The sequence below is a fragment of the Peribacillus sp. GL_122 genome (assembly GCF_057835005.1).
In genome coordinates this window covers 1611974-1630464 of record NZ_CM174415.1, presented here as the reverse complement: position 1 = coordinate 1630464, position 18491 = coordinate 1611974, and the positions used below count along the sequence as shown (strand labels likewise).

Below are 18491 nucleotides of genomic sequence, written 5' to 3'. Positions count from 1 at the left end.
TCTCAACAGGCGCTTTTTGCTTTACTCATCCAACACCTGCCTGCTTACCGATACATAAAACAACCTGCTCTTCTTCCATGATTATTCAGACTCGTCCAAAATAATGCTATAATTAAACAGAATTGCGGAAAGAAGAACGATCCGGATAATTTAATGAATGAACGACCGCTAATCATGATGAATGGACCCAAATTTGTATTTAATCTCTGGAACCAAAAAAAGCAGCCATTCAATTTACCTGAACTAACAACTCCAGCTTTTCACCCAGTTCGCTAAAAAATTGGGATTAGCTAAAATGGGCAGCCAAAATGAGTTCTTAGAAAATCTTATGTAAAGGAAGTAAAAATAGAATGTCATTTGATGGATTATTCACGAAAGCGATGACGGAAGAAATCGCTTCTTTATTAAAAGGTGGACGAATCAATAAGGTACATCAGCCTTATAAAAATGAAGTAATACTGGTTGTTCGTGCTGGAGGTAAGAACCATAAGCTCCTATTATCAGCCCACCCAAGTTATTCGAGGGTGCAAATGACCGAAGAGAGTTATGAAAATCCCAAAGAGGCACCCATGTTCTGTATGCTTCTTAGGAAGCACCTCGAGGGCTATACGATAGAAAATATTTATCAATATGGACTTGATAGAATGATCATTTTTGAAGTGAAGGGCCGCAATGAGCTTGGGGATGTCTCTCAAAAGCAGTTAATCATCGAAATCATGGGGCGTCACAGCAACATTGTTTTAGTCGATAAAGAACGAAATATGATTTTGGACAGCATTAAGCATGTTTCACATGCCGTTAACAGTTATCGGGCGATATTGCCTGGCCAGGAATATTTGGCCCCGCCCGCACAAGAAAAGAAGAATCCATTCGAGGCTACCGAGGACGATATAAGGAAGAATATTGACTTCAATGCAGGAAAGCTGGATCGACAGCTTGTTGCCCATTTTTCTGGAGTTTCACCATTAGTTGCAAAGGAAGCCGTTTACCGGGCTGGACTTGCCAACGGCACGACCCTTCCATCAGCTTTTTTAAAGATTATCCAAGAAATCTCGGAGCAATACTATACTGCGATGATCAAACAAGATGGAAATAAAGAAGTTTTTTATATGCTTCCACTAGAGCATCTGAATGGGAATCAACGTACATTTCCTTCATTGAGCGAGATGCTCGACCGCTATTACTTCGGAAAGGCAGAAAGAGATCGGGTTAAGCAAAAGAGCCAGGATGTAGAACGTTTCATTACTAATGAAATAGAAAAAAACTCAAAAAAAATCGGGAAGCTCGAACGTACATTAAAAGATACGGAACGCGGAGAACAGTATCAGTTGTTCGGTGAGCTTCTTACAGCTAATCTATATCAAATGAAAAAAGGCATGAAGGAAATAGAAGTCGTCAATTATTATGATGAAGAACAAAGTATGGTCACTATCCCGCTTGACCCATTAAAAAATCCATCAGATAATGCACAGAAGTACTTCTCCAGATACCAAAAGTCCAAAAATGCAGTCGGAGTCGTCCAAGAACAAATCGAAAAAACAAAATTGGAATTGGCCTACTTTGAGGCCTTGCATCAGCAGCTCCAATCAGCTTCACCCAGAGATATAGAGGAGATTCGCGAAGAACTTCAGGAAGAAGGATACATTAGGCAAAAAAAGAAAAAAGGCATGAAAAAGCCTGCAAATGCAAAACCGCAGCTTGAAACATATTATGCTACAGATGGAGATCTCATTTTTGTCGGGAAGAATAATAAACAAAATGATTATCTAACGAATAAGTTTGCACGCCGTGATGAAATATGGCTTCATACCAAAGATATACCTGGCTCACATGTTGTGATTCGAAATGAATCGCCAAGTGAAAAAACGATAAAAGAGGCAGCCGTATTAGCAGCTTTCTTCAGTAAAGCACAGCAATCGAGCTCAGTGCCCGTTGACTTCACACAAGTTCGCCATGTTAAGAAACCGAATGGTTCCAAACCCGGGTTCGTGATCTACGACCAGCAGCAGACCGTATATATTACACCTGATGCCGATACTGTCATACGCTTAAAGGAAGCTGTAAAGGATTGAAAGGTAAAAAAATAGAGGTGGCCCAATCCTTTGTGATTGGGCCACCTCTATTTTCATGCAGAAATCCAAGCCGTATCAGCTGGATTCTCCCGCCATTTTTTTAGCTTTTTCAATTCTTCTGCTGTGATGTACCCTTTTTCATTAGCGACTTTTATCAAAGTCGAGTAGTCACTCAATGAATGGTTAATAATGCCCTCAGCATCGAATTTTTCTTTTCCTTTTTCCAATTCGTAAGTAAAGATTGAAACGACTCCTAGAACATCACAGCCAGCTTCTTTCAGTGCATTAACAGCAGTAATCACACTTCCGCCGGTTGAAATCAAGTCTTCCACAACCACCACTTTTTGTCCTGGAACAGCACGGCCTTCGATTTGATTGCCCTTTCCGTGCTCCTTGGCTTTGGATCGAACATAGCACATCGGTGCATTTAATTTTTCACTCACCCAAGCTGCATGCGGAATGCCGGCAGTTGCTGTGCCTGCAATCAGTTCAGCCTCAGGGAAATTCTGTTCAATCAATCCTTTCAATCCTTCCGCTATTTCATTGCGAACCTCTGGGTATGAAAGGGTTAAGCGGTTGTCACAATAAATGGGTGATTGAATTCCAGATGCCCAAGTAAAGGGGTCATTCGGCTGTAGGTACACTGCTTTTATTTCCAATAGATGTTCAGCTATCTTATTATTTAACATGATATTCCCTCCCAAGCTGCTTTCATATCCAAATACGCCCTTAATGGATCTGCCGCCCCCGTTATGGCTCTCCCTACAACGATGGCATCCGCTCCAAAATCCCTAGCCTGTTCAGGCGTGGCAATTCTCTTTTGATCATGCGCCTGTCCACCTGCACTTCGGATTCCAGGTGTGACCGTTAAGAATTCATGACCGATGCGTTCATGTATGTTCTTTACTTCATGGGTGGAACAGACGACGCCATCCAATCCTGCCTGTCTAGTAAGTTTTGCATAATGGAGGACCGAATCTTCCAGAGACCCGGCAATGTTTTGCTCAGCATTCATTTGTTCTTGTGACGTACTCGTCAGTTGGGTAACCCCAATGCATAATGGACGTTTTTTACCAGCGGACGTACCCTTATCCAGACCTTCCATGGCTGCTTCCATCATCTTTTGTCCACCTGCCGCATGTACATTGACCATGTCAGCGCCTAAAGCTGCCAATCCGGTCATGGCCATTTTAACGGTATTTGGAATATCATGAAGCTTCAAGTCCAAAAACACATCGTGGCCTTGCTCCTTTACGAAAGAAACGATTGATGGACCATTCTGATAAAATAATTCCATCCCCACTTTTACAGCCAGTTTTTCCGAATGGAACTGTTTTAGGAATTCTTCTGTTTGAATGAGGTCAGGGAAATCAAGAGCGATAATTAGTGACTGCTTCATTCTGCTTCCAGCTCCTTCCGGTACATTCTGAAATATGGTCAAATCCGAGCTCATCCAACAATTTCGGTAATTCTTCGATGATGGTCGGGCATACAAAGGGATCCACGAAGTTAGCGGTTCCCACCGCAACGGCACTTGCACCCGCATAGAAAAATTCAATGACGTCTTCCGCTGTAGCGATGCCGCCCATTCCGATGATCGGAATAGACACTTGCTGGCTTACCTCATAAATCATCCGGAGCGCAACAGGTTTTATTGCAGGACCAGATAACCCACCCGTCCTGTTAGAAAGGATCGGTCTGCCAGTTTTTAAATCCAATCGCATGCCGACTAGTGTATTTATCATTGTCAAACCGTCGGCACCGCCTTCTTCTACGGCTTTAGCCATTTCCACAATATTACTGACATTCGGTGAAAGCTTCACATATACAGGGACGGAAGACACTTCCTTAACCGCCTTGGTCACCTCTTTAGCAACTTCCGGCACCGTACCGAAAGCAATGCCACCTTCTTTTACATTCGGACAAGAGATATTCAATTCAAGTGCTTTTACATTCCCCACCTTACTTATCTCACTGGCTACCTTTACATAGTCATCTATTTGCGAACCGGCAACGTTGGCGATGATGGGAACATCATATCCACCTAGCCAGGCCAATTCTTCACTGATGACCTTTTCTAAACCTGGATTCTGCAGACCGATAGCGTTCAGCATTCCCGAAGAGGTTTCCGCAACACGCGGAGTCGGGTTACCGAACCTCGGCTCAGGAGTGGTCGCTTTGATCATGATCGCCCCAAGAATATCCAAGTCGAAAAATTGACTGTATTCACGGCCGAATCCAAAGCATCCAGATGCTGGAATGACCGGGTTTTTCAAGTTTAATCCTGGTAATTCAACTGAAAGCCTGCTCATAATACCACCTCTCCTGCCCGGAATACGGGTCCATCACTGCATACCTTTTTATAACTGAAACCAGTTGGATCATCCCCTGTATGACACACGCAGGCAAAGCATGCACCGATGCCGCACCCCATCCTTTCCTCAAGGGACAGGTAAAGCTTTTTCTCACGATAGCCCGCTTCCAACGCTTTTAACATTGGTGTCGGCCCGCATGAAAAGATCGTTGCAAACTCTTGCTCCAGGTTGTCTATTACAGTCGTAACAAATCCTTTTGTCCCATATGAACCATCCACCGTGGCAATATAAGTATCACCTAATTCACTGAATTCTTTTTCGTAAAAGATGGCTGACTTGGTCTGGAAGCCCAATACATGGATTACCTTAACACCTTTCGCAACCAACATCCGTGATAATTGATACAGGGGCGGGACCCCAATCCCGCCACCAACCAATAATGCCGTTTCGCCCTTTTTGGCCTCATGAACGGGAAATCCGTTGCCAAGGGGTCCAAGGATATCGACCGCTTCCGCCTCTTTACGCTGTGATAACAGCGTCGTTCCTTTACCTTCAGCCCGGTATATCATCGTGAACTGTTTTTCACTGTTGTTGTAAGAAGAAATTGAAATCGGGCGTCTTAACAATGGCTCAGTGCCATCTGTTGTCTTGACTTGGACAAACTGGCCTGGCTGATTCATCTCTGAAACCAATTCACCTTGCAGAGTAAGTTCAAAAATGGATGGGGCCAGTTCCTTATGATTTAACACCTTCATTCTTTCCTTCTTGATCATATATAGCTCACCTCACGACTTTTTTCCGTTTTTCCCATTGCTTCTGCCGAGAAAGTCATGGATTCTATCACTCTTAAAATAGCTTCTGCCGTATCAAGTGATGTTAGGCATGTCACTCCATTTTCAACCGATTCACGTCGGATTCTGAAACCATCTCGGGCCGGCTGCTTACCTTTTGTCAAAGTATTTATGACAAATTGTGCTTCCCCGTTCCGGATAACATCCAGCAGGTTTGTACCTTCTTCGCCAATTTTACCGACAATCGCAGTAGGGATGCCGGATTGCTTCAATAAGGCAGCGGTTCCGCTGGTGGCTATCAGCTTGAAACCGATATTATGGAAACGTCTTGCTAAAAGTAGCGCTTCTTGCTTATCTTTATCAGATATCGTCAATAACACCGAACCATGCCCCTTAATTTTGAAACCGGAAGCGACCAGCCCTTTGTATAAAGCCTTTTCAAGAGTGCTATCTTTCCCCATTACTTCACCAGTCGATTTCATTTCAGGTCCGAGTGAGATGTCCACACCTCTTAATTTCGCAAAAGAGAAGACCGGCACTTTCACATAGACTCCAGTTTGTTCTGGCACTAACCCCGATTTGTAACCTTGGCTTTCAAGCGTGTGGCCCAAGATGACCTTCGTGGCTAAGTTAGCCATCGGCACGTTCGTAATTTTACTTAAGAATGGAACGGTTCGGCTTGAACGTGGATTTACTTCAATCACATACACTTCTTCATTGCTGATGACATATTGAATGTTCAAGAGACCAATTATATTCAAACCTTTTGCCAATCTGGTCGTATAATCGATGATTACTTCTTTCTGTTTTTCCGTTAAATTTTGAGGCGGATAGACTGCAATCGAATCACCTGAATGGACGCCTGCACGTTCGATATGCTCCATGATTCCAGGGATAACGACCGTTTCGCCATCGGAAATTCCATCGACTTCGATTTCCTTACCCGTTAAGTAGCGGTCTATCAGGACAGGATGATCCGGATTTATTTTCACGGCATTTTTCATGTAATGCAGCAATTCTTCTTGTTTATAGACGATTTCCATCGCTCTTCCTCCGAGAACATACGATGGCCTTACTAAAACCGGGTAACCAATATCTTCAGCGATGACGATCGCTTCATCAACCGATGTTGCGGTTTTACCCTTTGGCTGCGGGATGCCTAAATCCTTAAGTGCTCTTTCGAATTTATTGCGATTTTCCGCCCTATCCAGGTCTTCAAGTGAAGTACCAAGGATCTTCACTCCTCTTTCAACAAGACCATCTGCAAGGTTGATTGCTGTCTGTCCACCAAACTGGACGATGACCCCTTCCGGTTTTTCCAAATCGATGACATGCATGACATCTTCAATAGTCAATGGTTCGAAATAAAGTTTGTCGGAGATACTGAAATCCGTCGAAACTGTTTCGGGATTGTTGTTGATGATGATCGCTTCATATCCCGCTTCTTTAATGGCCCATACCGAATGTACGGTCGCATAATCAAACTCTACTCCTTGCCCGATTCTAATTGGGCCTGATCCCAGAACAATGACACTTTTCTTGTCAGTAACGATGGATTCATTCTCATCTTCGTATGTCCCATAAAAATACGGTGTTTCCGATTCGAATTCCGCAGCACATGTATCAACCATTTTGTAAACAGGGATGATTCCTTGCTGTTTCCGGTACTCATAGACGTCAATTTCGGGAACTCCCCATATTTCTGCAATCGTTTTGTCAGAAAACCCTAGTTCTTTAGCCTTTTGCAATACTTCACAATCAAAAGAATGTTCTTTAAGCTGCTTTTCAAAGTCGATAATCTTTTTCAACTTATGCAAGAAGAATAAATCGATCTGGCTCCATTCGTGTATTGTTTCGATCGTTATTCCCCTTCTTAACGCTTCACCGATATAGAATAACCGTTCATCTCCCGCTTTTCGGATCCGTTTCTCTATTTTTCCATCTTCAAACTCGTCATTCAAATTAAGATGGTATATACCCGCTTCAAGGGAACGGACAGCTTTTAAGATTGATTCCTCGAATGTACGGCCGATTGCCATGACTTCTCCGGTTGCCTTCATTTGGGTCCCGAGCCTACGGTTGGCGCTTTCGAACTTATCGAAAGGCCAGCGCGGAATTTTCGTAACGACATAGTCCAGTGCCGGTTCAAAGCTGGCATAGGTTTTGCCAGTGACAGGGTTCATCATTTCATCGAGCGTCAAACCAACGGCTATCTTTGCTGCAAGCTTTGCAATTGGATATCCTGTTGCTTTTGAAGCAAGTGCCGACGAACGGCTGACCCTTGGGTTCACTTCAATGACATAATATTGATAGCTGTTTGGATCTAGCGCCAGCTGAACATTACATCCACCTTCTATCTTCAAGGCACGGATAATCTTCAAAGACGTATTTCGAAGCATTTGGTACTCTCTGTCACTTAATGTTTGGCTTGGTGCGGCAACAATTGAATCGCCTGTATGGACACCGACAGGATCGAAGTTTTCCATATTACAAACGACTATCGCATTATCATTTGAATCACGCATCACTTCATATTCCACTTCTTTGAAACCGGCAATGCTCTTCTCAAGCAGACATTGGTGTACCGGGCTGCTTTTCAGGCCACCCTCAACAATCTCGATCAGCTGCTCTTCGTTATCACAAATCCCACCACCTGTTCCGCCAAGCGTGAAGGCAGGACGAACAATGACTGGGTAGCCGACTCGTTCAACGAATGTATAAGCTTCTTCCAGGTTATGAATAATGTCGCTGTCAGGCACTGGTTCCCCCAGATCGTTCATTAGCGTACGGAAAAGGTCACGGTCTTCCGCTTGTTGTATAGCCGAAAGTTTGGTCCCAAGAATTTGGACATTGCATTCTTCCAGAATTCCTGATTCGGCAAGCTCAACTGCCATGTTCAAGCCAGTCTGTCCGCCCAAGGTAGGTAACAGTGCATCCGGGCGCTCTTTACGAATGATTTTGCTGACAAATTCCAATGTGATCGGTTCGATATAAACCGCGTCAGCCATTTCAGTGTCTGTCATGATTGTCGCAGGGTTAGAGTTAATCAGGATCACTCGGTAGCCTTCTTCTTTTAAGGCTATACACGCTTGGGTTCCTGCATAATCGAACTCGGCGGCCTGTCCGATGACGATCGGACCGGAACCAATTACTAGGATGCTTTTTATATCATTGCGTTTTGGCATGTTTTTTCCCCCTTGTTGGTTGCAGCTTCAATCATTTGTAAGAATTCATTGAATAAGTAGTTGGCATCTTCCGGACCTGGTGATGCTTCCGGGTGATATTGTACGGTGAAAGCCGGATACTTTTTATGGCGCAGGCCTTCAATCGTATCGTCATTCAATGCTGTATGTGTCACAATAAGATCTGTACTTTCAATGGAAAGCTCTTCAACTGTATATCCATGATTTTGAGATGTGATGGATACCTTTCCGGTACGAAGGTCCCTAACCGGATGATTCGAACCTCGATGGCCGAATTTTAATTTTGCCGTATCCGCCCCGTTTGCAAGTGCGAATAATTGATGTCCTAAACAGATTCCGAATAACGGTACTTGCGTTTGGATTGTACGGATCATTTCGAGCGTCTCATGAACACTTTTCGGATCTCCAGGGCCGTTTGAAAGCATTACGCCATCCGGATGGTATTGCATTACTTCTTCGGCCGTGACGTTATAAGGCACAACCACGACATCACAGCCGCGCTTCGTCAACTCACGTAAAATCCCATGCTTCATGCCGTAGTCTACAAGAACAACCCGCGGGCCTCTGCCCGGGCTGGAATAAGGTGCTTTTGTTGAAACCTGTTTTACCTGATTAGAAGGAATCACCGTTGCCTTCAATTGGGAAACCACTTCATTTGCATCTTTATTGATATTGCAAAGCGCCCCTTTTAGTGCACCTGATTTCCTGATGATTCTTGTCAGCTTTCTCGTATCGATTCCGCTTATTCCAGGTATGTTCTTCATTTTCAGATATTCATCTAGTGATAGTTGGTTTCGCCAGTTGGAAGGAAGTTCTGCTGTTTCCTTAACGACGAATCCTGCTATCGCTGGATTGATGGATTCAAAGTCATCGCGGTTTATCCCGTAGTTCCCGATTAATGGATACGTAAGTGTAACGATTTGACCGCAATAGGATGGATCGGATAGAATCTCCTGGTACCCTGTCATTCCTGTGTTAAAAACGACTTCACCTATTTTTTCTACGTCCCCTCCGAATGCTTCCCCAAGGAATACTGTCCCGTCTTCTAAAATTAGCTGTCTTTTCATCCTTGAACACGTCCTTTTTCCCAAGCTATTTTTCCTTCCGCAATCGTCATGACTGGCCAGCCATAACATTTCTTTTCATTGAAAGGTGTATTTTTTCCTTTTGAAGCAAACTCTTCAGCATTAATTTCTTTTTCTGTTTCCAAATCGATGAGCACGATATCCGCGATAGCACCCTCCTTTAGCTCTCCATAAGGAAGGGAGAAACTTTCAGATGGTTTGATTGTCATGAAATCGATCAATTGCTTTAATGTAATGACGCCCTTTTTAACCAATTCGGTGTAAAGCAGTGGGAAGGCCGTTTCCAATCCTACTATTCCGAAAGGAGCCAGCTGCATTCCCTGCGCTTTTTCCTCTGCCGCATGCGGGGCATGGTCAGTTGCTATAAAATCGATGGTTCCGTCAAGCAGTCCTTCTATTAATGCATCCCGATCTTCACGGCCCCTCAATGGCGGGTTCATTTTATAATTCGTATCAAGTCCCGGTATATCATCTTCACACAATAATAAGTGATGCGGTGTAACTTCGGCTGTGACGCGGATACCGGCGCGTTTGGCATCCCTTACCGTCCTTACCGATTCCTTCGTGGAAATATGGCAAACGTGATAATGGCAATCCGCCGCTTCAGCAAGGAGGATATCCCGGGCAATATGTACAGCTTCACATACTGACGGAATTCCATTGATTCCCTGTTCTTTTGAGAATCTTCCTTCGTGGACGGAGCCTTTATTGATTAAGCTATTGTCTTCACAATGAGCAACTATGGCCATATCTTGAGCGGCTGCCCTTTTCATCGCTTCCAGCATCATCCCTGCTTCTTGAATTCCCACGCCATCGTCCGTAAAGGCGAAAGCACCCGTTTGTTTTAATGAAGAAAAGTCGGTCAACTCCTTGCCTGCTTCCCTAATCGTAATGGATGCATATGGGAGTACCCTGACATGAGCCGTTTCTTCAATTTTCCTGTTTAGCGCTTCAAGGTTTTCCACTGTATCGGGAACTGGCCTTGTATTAGGCATTGCCGCTACCGTAGTGAAACCGCCTCTTGCCGCTGCAAGCGTTCCACTTGCGATTGTTTCTTTATGTTCACCGCCCGGTTCGCGTAAATGGACATGCAGGTCAATGAAACCTGATGTAATAAGTAACCCTTCAGCGTCAACTACTTTACAATTTTCCGTTGCCAAGTTCTCGCCGATCTTTGTGATTACCTTGCCTTCCATTTCAATGTCCGCTTTTTTGAATGAGTTTTGATTATCTAGCAATACTCCATTTTTGATTACTGTTTTCATGAATGTTTCCCCCTTCGGATTGGTCAAGCACATTTTTTAATACGGCCATTCTAATGAACACGCCATTCTCCATTTGTTTAAAAATTCTTGAGCGGCTGCATTCGACTAAATCACTGTCTATTTCAACACCGCGGTTTATTGGTGCAGGATGCATGATGATCGCACCCGGTTTCATATTTTTTTCACGTTGTTTGGTCAGGCCGAAACTTTCCAGATAATCTCCATTTGCCTGATCGTATTTTTCAATATGCCTTTCATGCTGTATTCTGAGCAGCATGACCACATCCGAGGTAGCTACCGCATGGTCGATGTCTTCATACCTTCCTAAACTGTTTGTTCTGTCAAACCATTCAGGCGGACCCGAAAATACGACATTCGCTCCTAAACGAGTTAATGCTTCTGCATTCGATTTCGCAACTCGACTATGCCTCACATCACCGATTATGGAAATCTTCAGACCTTTGAAACTTTTAAACTCTTGTTTTATCGTCAATAAGTCCAGTAATGATTGGGTTGGATGATTTCCGCAGCCATCACCTGCATTGATTATTGGAATCCCGATCTTCTCATTCAATTCGTCAAAATAATTATCCTGTTCATGACGGATGATCAAGGCATTTACACCTATTGCTTCTAACGTTTTAACAGTGTCATATAAGGTTTCACCTTTTAACACGGATGATGTACCCGCATCAAAAGGAATGACCTCTAGTCCCAATTTTCTTTCAGCCATTTCAAAGCTTGATTTTGTACGTGTACTTGGTTCAAAGAAGAGATTGGCAACTGTGGTCTGCTGCTTTGGATTCCAGCTAGATCCGTTGGCAAAACACTCTGCCTCATGTAAAATTTTTTCAATATCAGTTAAAGTCAATTCATTCATGGTCAATAATTTTTTCATCGATCCTGCTCCTTTCACATTTGTGATGCGAGGCATAAAAAATACCCCGCCATTAAGGACAGGGTGTAGGTCATAAAGAGTGTGAGGACACGGAATGGTTTACACTTTATCCCGTTCTCATTCTTTACAGCAACACCCTTTTAAGCCTCTCTGGACTTCTTTTAAAAGGTGATTTATTGTTTTGATGCAGTATCTTATTTTTCAAATATATCTCCGGATATTTTTTCACGGTCCGGAAGAATCAAGTTAAGAAGGATTCCGACGATGGCTGAAAGTGCCATTCCGGAAAGCGATACCGTTTCCGATAGTTGTACGAACGCTCCTCCGATTCCTAACACCAGGATGACTGAAGCTATCATCAGGTTCCTTTTCTTGTCAAAATCGACCTTATTATCAATCAGCATCCTCAATCCACTTGATGCGATGATACCGAAGAGCAAGATGGAAATACCGCCCATCACAGCTGTAGGTATCGAGCTGATGACTGCTGAAATCTTACCGTTAAAGCCAAAGATGATTGCAGTCAATGCTGCCCCACCGATGATATACACACTGTACGCCTTTGTCATAGTCAGGACCCCAATATTCTCGCCATATGAAGTCAGTGGCGGCCCTCCGATTAAGGAACCAATCATGATTCCTGCTCCATCTCCTAAAATCGAGCGATGCAAACCGGGATTTTCCAAAAAATTTCTGCCGACTACTTTGCTCAGTACCATCTGGTGTCCGATATGTTCTGATAAAGTTACGATGGCGACCGGTACCATGATGGCAATGACTTCCCATGAGAAGGACGGTGTATAGGTTACATAGGGAAACATGAATTCAGGCATTTCCCACCATTGTGCTGACTTGATCGGTTCATAATCTATTATACCTGCAACAGCCGAACAGCCGTAGCCGACTATGATTCCCATTAAAATGGGGATCAAGTTAATGAATCCCTTAAAGAACACGTTGCAGATGATGGTTACCGCTAAAGTGATCAGCGCTATCACTATATATGTGACGCTGTATTTATCTTGTGGATCATACATTGCCATGTCCACGGCCGTTCCGGCTAGGCTTAATCCGATTACGATAATCACCGGACCCACCACAACCGGAGGAAGTATATTCATCAACCAGCGCAATCCGACTTTTTGGATAATCAAAGCTACTATCCCATATATGAACCCTGCTGCAAAACAGCCGATCATGGCCGCTTCCGGACCTCCTAGAGCCTTAGCCGCGATGATTGGCGAAATGAAAGCGAAAGATGAACCGAGATAAGCAGGTATCTTACCTTTGGTTATCAATAAGTATGAAAGTGTGCCCAATCCGCTTGAAACCAGTGCTACCGCCGGGCTCAATCCTACCAAGAATGGCACCAGCACCGTTGCACCGAACATGGCGAACAAATGCTGGATGCTTAACGTAATCCACTGGCCAGCCTTTGGCACGTCCTCGACATCCAGTACGATGTCCCTTTTAGTTTCTTCCATTTCCGTATCCCCCTCATGAAAATTCCATCAAAACTGCAAAAACCCTCTTTGCAATATACAAAGAGGGTTTCTCAGAAGGCGAATGCCTATGCGTAGGCACAGCTCTCCCGATTGACTCCCCTTTGCCAGCCTCTCTGGACTGTCTTTAAAAGGGTAATATGAAATTTTCATGTTGTTTAGTTTTCTAATATAGTAACTTGATCTACTTCATCTACTTCTGTTAAAGTAACTGTAATTTTTTCAGATTGAGAAGTCGGAACGTTTTTGCCGACAAAATCCGCGCGAATCGGCAATTCCCTATGTCCCCTATCCACTAATACGGCGAGCTGGATCTGCGAAGGTCTTCCCAAATCCACTAGAGCATCCATTGCCGCTCTAACGGTTCTGCCTGTGAAAAGAACATCATCCACTAAAATCACTTTCTTGTCAGTGATATTGACCGGAATGTCTGAGCCTTTTACGATGGGTTCCCCATCATTGGTCTTTTTCGAAAGGTCATCACGATAAAGTGTAATATCCAGTTCACCAAGTTCTATTTCCTTGCCTTCTATTTGATTGATGCGCTTTGCAAGTCGGTCAGCGAGGAAAATCCCGCGAGTACGTATCCCGATTAAGACGCAATTCTCAATACCCTTATTTTTCTCAATAATTTCATGGGCAATTCTCGTCAAGGCTCTGCTAATGGCCTGCTCATCAAGTACTATGGCTTTCTCATTCAACACGTCGGCCACCCCGATTCCTTTTTTCTGATAGGTTAATTTCAACAAAAAATCCTCATGCCAAGAAGGCATGAGGATTTTATCGCCATGGGCATGGTTATCCCACTTTGCGTATCCGTTTCCTTCTCAGTCTCTCTGAACTGTGTTAAAGGTTCTTATTAAGTTGTTATTATAATATATCAGAAAAACGAATTTGTCAATCCTTACTTCTACGTAATTGATTAATTAGATTTTCAAACTCTTCCGGAATCGGAGCTTCGAATTCCATATACTCATTTGTACGCGGATGAATGAAACCTAGAAGACCCGCGTGCAACGCTTGTCCATCTAATTTCAGTGTCTTTTTCGGACCATATTTCGGATCTCCCGCCAGTGGGAAGCCAATGTATTTCATGTGTACACGGATTTGATGTGTTCTTCCTGTTTCAAGCTGGCATTCCACCAAAGTGAAAGCTTTGAAGCGTTCGATGACACGGAAATGCGTGACAGCATTTTTGGAATTCGAATCTGTGACAGTCATACTTTGGCGATCTTTTTTATCGCGGCCGATCGGTGCATCGATCGTTCCGAAGTCATGAGGGATCACACCATGAACTACAGCTTGATACTTACGGGTAACCGTTTTATCAACAAGCTGCTGTACCAGTTTCTCATGTGCCATATCATTTTTGGCAACCATCAATAAACCTGATGTATCTTTGTCGATCCGATGGACGATTCCAGGCCGCATGACTCCGTTAATTCCAGAAAGATCCTTGCAGTGAGCCATCAATCCATTTACAAGCGTGCCAGATACATGTCCCGGTGCCGGATGGACGACCATGCCGCTCGGTTTATTAACAACGAGTACATCTTTATCTTCATAATAGATATCCAAATCCATTTCCTCTGCTACCGCATCCAATTCCTCAAGATCAGGAATCGTCACTTCGATTGTATCGCCAGGAATAGCTTTGTAATTCGTCTTTATCGCCGTGCCATTTACCAAAACATGATCATCCTTAATCCATTGCTGGACCTGAGTACGTGACCATTCCTCATTCAAAGTGGAAAGAGCCTTATCAATCCTAACTCCTTTTAGTGTTTCATCGATGCTGTATAACCTTTTATCCATTATCTTTCTCCTTAGCGTTTTTTTCTTCTAAAAACATATGAATCACGAGCAGTCCGACACCAATTGAAAGCGCAGCATCAGCAACATTAAATACCGGGAAACTGTAGCTGAAAATATAGGTATGAACGAAATCCACTACTTCCTGACGAGCAACACGATCGATGAAATTACCAATCGCACCGCCTAGCATGAGAGCAAGTGCAACTCCAAGCAAAATGCTTTCCTTCGCCATTTTCTGAATATAATAGACAAGTCCAATAATGACAGCGATGGTGATGATGTAGAAAAACCACATTTGACCTTGTAGAATTCCCCATGCTGCCCCACGATTACGATGCGAGGTGATATATAGAAGGTTTTCAATAATTTCAATGCTTTCTCCGTACTCCATTTTTTTCACAATCATCCATTTTGTCAGCTGATCGATAGCTATGACCAAAAGGGCAATCAAATAATAAAACACATTTTTTCCCCCAAACTAATCAAATCTTCACTTTTGAATTGTAGCATAAACTAGAAATAATGACTAATCCGAAAAGCATAAGTCTGCTAACTGTACCTGAAGAATATCAGGAAGATTGGATAAAGGTAGAATTCCCGATTTGGGTTTTAGCTTTTATTCCCGCAAAAAGCCGGCCCTTTATAAAGGGACCGGCTTTTTTTGTGGGAATTATTGATTCACGTAATGCTCTTTCACGACTGTAGCACAACGCGGGCAAAGTGTTGGATGTTCTTCCACTTGACCTACTTCCTTCGAAACATTCCAGCAACGTTCACACGTTTCACCTTCTGCTTTTGTAACAAGGATCGCTATATCCTCAAGTTTAACCGCTTCTGCTGGGGCACTTGCCACATCGCCAGCGATTTCGAATTCGGATACGATGAATAGCTGTTCAAAGCTTTCCTTGATGCCATCAAGCAGATTCTTCGTTTCTTCATTAACATATACCATCACTTTAGCGTTTAGTGATTTTCCGATGACCTTCTGGTTACGGGCTTCTTCTAATGCTTTTAGAACATTATCACGGACATCCATGAACGCCGTCCATTTTTCTTCAATGACTTCAGCATCATCAACGGAAATTTCTTCAGGCATCAATGTCAACTGTACACTTTCTTCCGTTACACCCGGAATGAACGCCCATACTTCATCAGCTGTATGAGAGAGGATCGGTGACACCAATTTGGTTAAGCTGACCAATGATTCGTAAAGGACCGTTTGAATGGCCAAACGCTCTTTACCATTTGGAGCTTCACAATAAAGAATGTCTTTTGCATAATCAAGGTAGAACGAACTTAAATCCTGTGTACAGAAATTATTGACCATATTATAAATTGTAGCAAACTCATAATTTTCATAACTTAGCTTCGAATGTTTGATCAGTTTATTCAATTTAACGAGCATGTATCGATCGACTTCAGGCAATTCTTGGACTGCCACTTTATCGGTTTTTGGATTGAATCCATCCAAGTTCCCTAACAGGAAGCGGAATGTATTACGGATTTTACGGTAAACTTCCGAAACTTGTTTTAAAATAGGATCGGAAACCCTGACATCCGATTGGTAATCCACCGAAGCTACCCAAAGGCGTAAGATATCTGCACCAAGTTGGTTCATGACCTTGGATGGCAGTACAACATTCCCAATCGACTTACTCATTTTACGGCCTTCGCCATCCAATGCGAAACCGTGGCTAAGTACACCTTTATATGGCGCTTTGCCTGTAACTGCAACACCTGTTGAAAGCGATGAGTTAAACCAGCCGCGATATTGATCGGACCCTTCTAAATAAAGGTCAGCAGGCCGTTGCAAGTCGTCTCTTTCTTCAAGTACCGCTTGATGAGAAGAACCGGAATCGAACCATACGTCCATGATATCCGTTTCTTTCGTGAAGATACCATTCGGGCTGCCTTCATGTGTATAGCCTTCAGGCAGAAGATCTTTCGCTTCACGCTCAAACCAGATGTTTGAACCGTGTTCGCGGAATAGATTTGAAATATGGTTGATTGTTTCATCCGTAATGATCGGCTCGCCATTTTCTGCATAAAACACAGGAATTGGCACTCCCCAAGCGCGTTGGCGGGAAATACACCAATCCCCGCGGTCACGGACCATATTGAATAGGCGCGTTTCGCCCCAAGCCGGTACCCATTTGGTTTCTTCAATCGCTTCCAGAAGTTCACTGCGGAAGTCTTTGATTGACGCGAACCATTGTGCTGTTGCACGGAAGATCGTTGGCTTCTTCGTCCTCCAGTCATGTGGGTAAGAGTGCGTAATGAACGTCAAGTTCAATAACGCGCCTACTTCAGTTAATTTTTCGGTAATAGGTTTATTCGCTTGATCATAAAATAATCCGGCAAATTCCCCTGCCTCTTCCGTCATGACTCCTTTTTCATCTACAGGACAAAGTACGTCCAAGCCGTATTTTTGCCCAATGATAAAGTCATCTTCACCATGGCCAGGCGCAGTATGAACACAACCCGTTCCAGCTTCAGTCGTTACGTGCTCACCTAACATCACTAAAGATTCGCGGTCATAAAGAGGATGTTTGGCAACAGCACGGTCCAACTCGCTTCCTTTAACTGTTTTCAGGATAGACGGGTTTTCCCAGCCTAATGTTTCCGTAACCGACTCAAGCAGTGCCTCAGCAAGTAAGTACTTTTCATTTTCGACAGCCACCACTACGTAATTTAATTGCGGGTGCAATGAAATACCAAGATTAGCCGGAATCGTCCATGGTGTTGTCGTCCAGATGATGATTTTGACGCCCTCTTCGATTACACCTTTGCCATCTGTGACTTCAAAAGCAACATAGATGGACGCAGAACGTTTGTCTTGATATTCAATTTCTGCTTCGGCAAGAGCTGATTCACTTGACGGGGACCAGTAAACAGGTTTTTTCCCTTTATAAATATAGCCTTTTTTCGCCATTTCACCGAATACCTTGATTTGCTGGGCTTCATATTCAGGCTTCAATGTGATATAAGGATTATCCCAATCACCACGGACCCCTATTCTCTTAAACTGCTCACGTTGATTGTTAATCTGACCATAAGCATACTCTTCACAAAGCTTTCTGAATTCGGCAACGCTCATTTCTTTCCGTTTCACGCCTTTTTTTGTCAATGCCGTTTCGATTGGAAGCCCATGCGTATCCCAGCCAGGTACATACGGAGCTTGAAAACCGCTCATAGATTTAAATCGGACAATGAAATCCTTTAAAACCTTGTTCATTGCATGGCCCATATGGATATCGCCGTTTGCATACGGAGGTCCATCATGCAAAATGAATAAAGGACGTCCTTCCGTTTGTTCTTGCACTTTTTTATAGATGTTCATTTCATTCCATTTTTCTTGGATTTCCGGTTCACGTTTCGGCAAATTCCCCCGCATTGGAAATTCAGTTTTAGGCATCAATAAGGTATCTTTGTATTCCATCATTAAATCCTCCATCCGTCTTTACATAAATTCATTCGAACCGATGACTTGATATCCGGCCAAAATAAAAAGCCCTCTCATCCCTAAAAAAGGGACGAGAAAGCTT

At 43.5% G+C, this 18491-nt stretch carries 14 protein-coding genes; 1 reads left to right on the top strand and 13 read right to left on the bottom strand.

Annotation, left to right across the window (positions count from 1 at the left end):
* Positions 1-350: 350 nt before the first annotated feature.
* Positions 351-2072 (top strand): Rqc2 family fibronectin-binding protein, encoded by a 1722-nt coding sequence (locus AC3ISB_RS07955; protein ID WP_480339139.1) that lies wholly within the window; start codon positions 351-353, stop codon positions 2070-2072.
* A gap of 53 nt (positions 2073-2125) precedes the next feature.
* Here AC3ISB_RS07955 and pyrE read toward each other — a convergent pair whose 3' ends face one another.
* The 13 genes from pyrE to ileS form a co-directional block, all read right to left on the bottom strand.
* Complete coding sequence (pyrE, locus tag AC3ISB_RS07950; protein WP_480339140.1) at positions 2126-2761, bottom strand: orotate phosphoribosyltransferase; 636 nt, start codon at positions 2759-2761, stop codon at positions 2126-2128.
* Entirely contained in the window at positions 2755-3471 is a 717-nt protein-coding gene (pyrF, locus tag AC3ISB_RS07945) for an orotidine-5'-phosphate decarboxylase (RefSeq protein ID WP_480339141.1), read from the bottom strand. Before pyrF ends, pyrE begins: the two co-directional genes overlap by 7 nt.
* Positions 3443-4384, bottom strand: a complete 942-nt coding sequence (locus AC3ISB_RS07940; protein ID WP_480339142.1) for a dihydroorotate dehydrogenase — start codon at positions 4382-4384, stop codon at positions 3443-3445. The genes pyrF and AC3ISB_RS07940 overlap by 29 nt, the downstream gene beginning before the upstream one ends.
* Positions 4381-5160, bottom strand: coding sequence for a dihydroorotate dehydrogenase electron transfer subunit (locus tag AC3ISB_RS07935; RefSeq protein ID WP_098371063.1), 780 nt, complete (start codon positions 5158-5160; stop codon positions 4381-4383). The genes AC3ISB_RS07940 and AC3ISB_RS07935 overlap by 4 nt, the downstream gene beginning before the upstream one ends.
* Positions 5157-8363, bottom strand: a complete 3207-nt coding sequence (gene carB, locus AC3ISB_RS07930) for a carbamoyl-phosphate synthase large subunit (RefSeq protein WP_480339143.1) — start codon at positions 8361-8363, stop codon at positions 5157-5159. The genes AC3ISB_RS07935 and carB overlap by 4 nt, the downstream gene beginning before the upstream one ends.
* Positions 8342-9448 (bottom strand): carbamoyl phosphate synthase small subunit, encoded by a 1107-nt coding sequence (locus AC3ISB_RS07925; protein WP_053534348.1) that lies wholly within the window; start codon positions 9446-9448, stop codon positions 8342-8344. Before AC3ISB_RS07925 ends, carB begins: the two co-directional genes overlap by 22 nt.
* On the bottom strand, positions 9445-10731 hold the full coding sequence (gene pyrC, locus AC3ISB_RS07920; RefSeq protein ID WP_098371066.1) for a dihydroorotase: 1287 nt from the start codon (positions 10729-10731) through the stop codon (positions 9445-9447). Before pyrC ends, AC3ISB_RS07925 begins: the two co-directional genes overlap by 4 nt.
* Positions 10694-11629 (bottom strand): aspartate carbamoyltransferase catalytic subunit, encoded by a 936-nt coding sequence (locus tag AC3ISB_RS07915; protein WP_098371382.1) that lies wholly within the window; start codon positions 11627-11629, stop codon positions 10694-10696. Before AC3ISB_RS07915 ends, pyrC begins: the two co-directional genes overlap by 38 nt.
* Before the next feature lie 194 nt (positions 11630-11823).
* Positions 11824-13113: a solute carrier family 23 protein gene (locus AC3ISB_RS07910; protein ID WP_098371067.1), complete on the bottom strand. Its 1290-nt coding sequence runs from the start codon at positions 13111-13113 to the stop codon at positions 11824-11826.
* A gap of 176 nt (positions 13114-13289) precedes the next feature.
* The gene (pyrR, locus tag AC3ISB_RS07905) at positions 13290-13832 is read right to left on the bottom strand and encodes a bifunctional pyr operon transcriptional regulator/uracil phosphoribosyltransferase PyrR (RefSeq protein WP_098371383.1); all 543 of its coding nucleotides are present in this window, start codon (positions 13830-13832) and stop codon (positions 13290-13292) included.
* Positions 13833-14028: 196 nt separating this feature from the next.
* Entirely contained in the window at positions 14029-14946 is a 918-nt protein-coding gene (locus tag AC3ISB_RS07900) for an RluA family pseudouridine synthase (protein ID WP_076366639.1), read from the bottom strand.
* Positions 14939-15409 (bottom strand): signal peptidase II, encoded by a 471-nt coding sequence (gene lspA / locus AC3ISB_RS07895; protein WP_098371069.1) that lies wholly within the window; start codon positions 15407-15409, stop codon positions 14939-14941. Before lspA ends, AC3ISB_RS07900 begins: the two co-directional genes overlap by 8 nt.
* Positions 15410-15616: 207 nt before the next feature.
* On the bottom strand, positions 15617-18385 hold the full coding sequence (gene ileS, locus AC3ISB_RS07890; protein ID WP_141992230.1) for an isoleucine--tRNA ligase: 2769 nt from the start codon (positions 18383-18385) through the stop codon (positions 15617-15619).
* Between the last annotated feature and the right edge of the window lie 106 nt (positions 18386-18491).

Bases quoted from the DNA above. Each gene is read 5' to 3' on its own strand.
- AC3ISB_RS07955 (WP_480339139.1), top strand. From the start codon at position 351: ATGTCATTTGATGGATTATTCACGAAAGCGATGACGGAAGAAATCGCT.
- pyrE (WP_480339140.1), bottom strand. From the start codon at position 2,761: ATGTTAAATAATAAGATAGCTGAACATCTATTGGAAATAAAAGCAGTG.
- pyrF (WP_480339141.1), bottom strand. From the start codon at position 3,471: ATGAAGCAGTCACTAATTATCGCTCTTGATTTCCCTGACCTCATTCAA.
- AC3ISB_RS07940 (WP_480339142.1), bottom strand. From the start codon at position 4,384: ATGAGCAGGCTTTCAGTTGAATTACCAGGATTAAACTTGAAAAACCCG.
- AC3ISB_RS07935 (WP_098371063.1), bottom strand. From the start codon at position 5,160: ATGATCAAGAAGGAAAGAATGAAGGTGTTAAATCATAAGGAACTGGCC.
- carB (WP_480339143.1), bottom strand. From the start codon at position 8,363: ATGCCAAAACGCAATGATATAAAAAGCATCCTAGTAATTGGTTCCGGT.
- AC3ISB_RS07925 (WP_053534348.1), bottom strand. From the start codon at position 9,448: ATGAAAAGACAGCTAATTTTAGAAGACGGGACAGTATTCCTTGGGGAA.
- pyrC (WP_098371066.1), bottom strand. From the start codon at position 10,731: ATGAAAACAGTAATCAAAAATGGAGTATTGCTAGATAATCAAAACTCA.
- AC3ISB_RS07915 (WP_098371382.1), bottom strand. From the start codon at position 11,629: ATGAAAAAATTATTGACCATGAATGAATTGACTTTAACTGATATTGAA.
- AC3ISB_RS07910 (WP_098371067.1), bottom strand. From the start codon at position 13,113: ATGGAAGAAACTAAAAGGGACATCGTACTGGATGTCGAGGACGTGCCA.
- AC3ISB_RS07900 (WP_076366639.1), bottom strand. From the start codon at position 14,946: ATGGATAAAAGGTTATACAGCATCGATGAAACACTAAAAGGAGTTAGG.
- ileS (WP_141992230.1), bottom strand. From the start codon at position 18,385: ATGGAATACAAAGATACCTTATTGATGCCTAAAACTGAATTTCCAATG.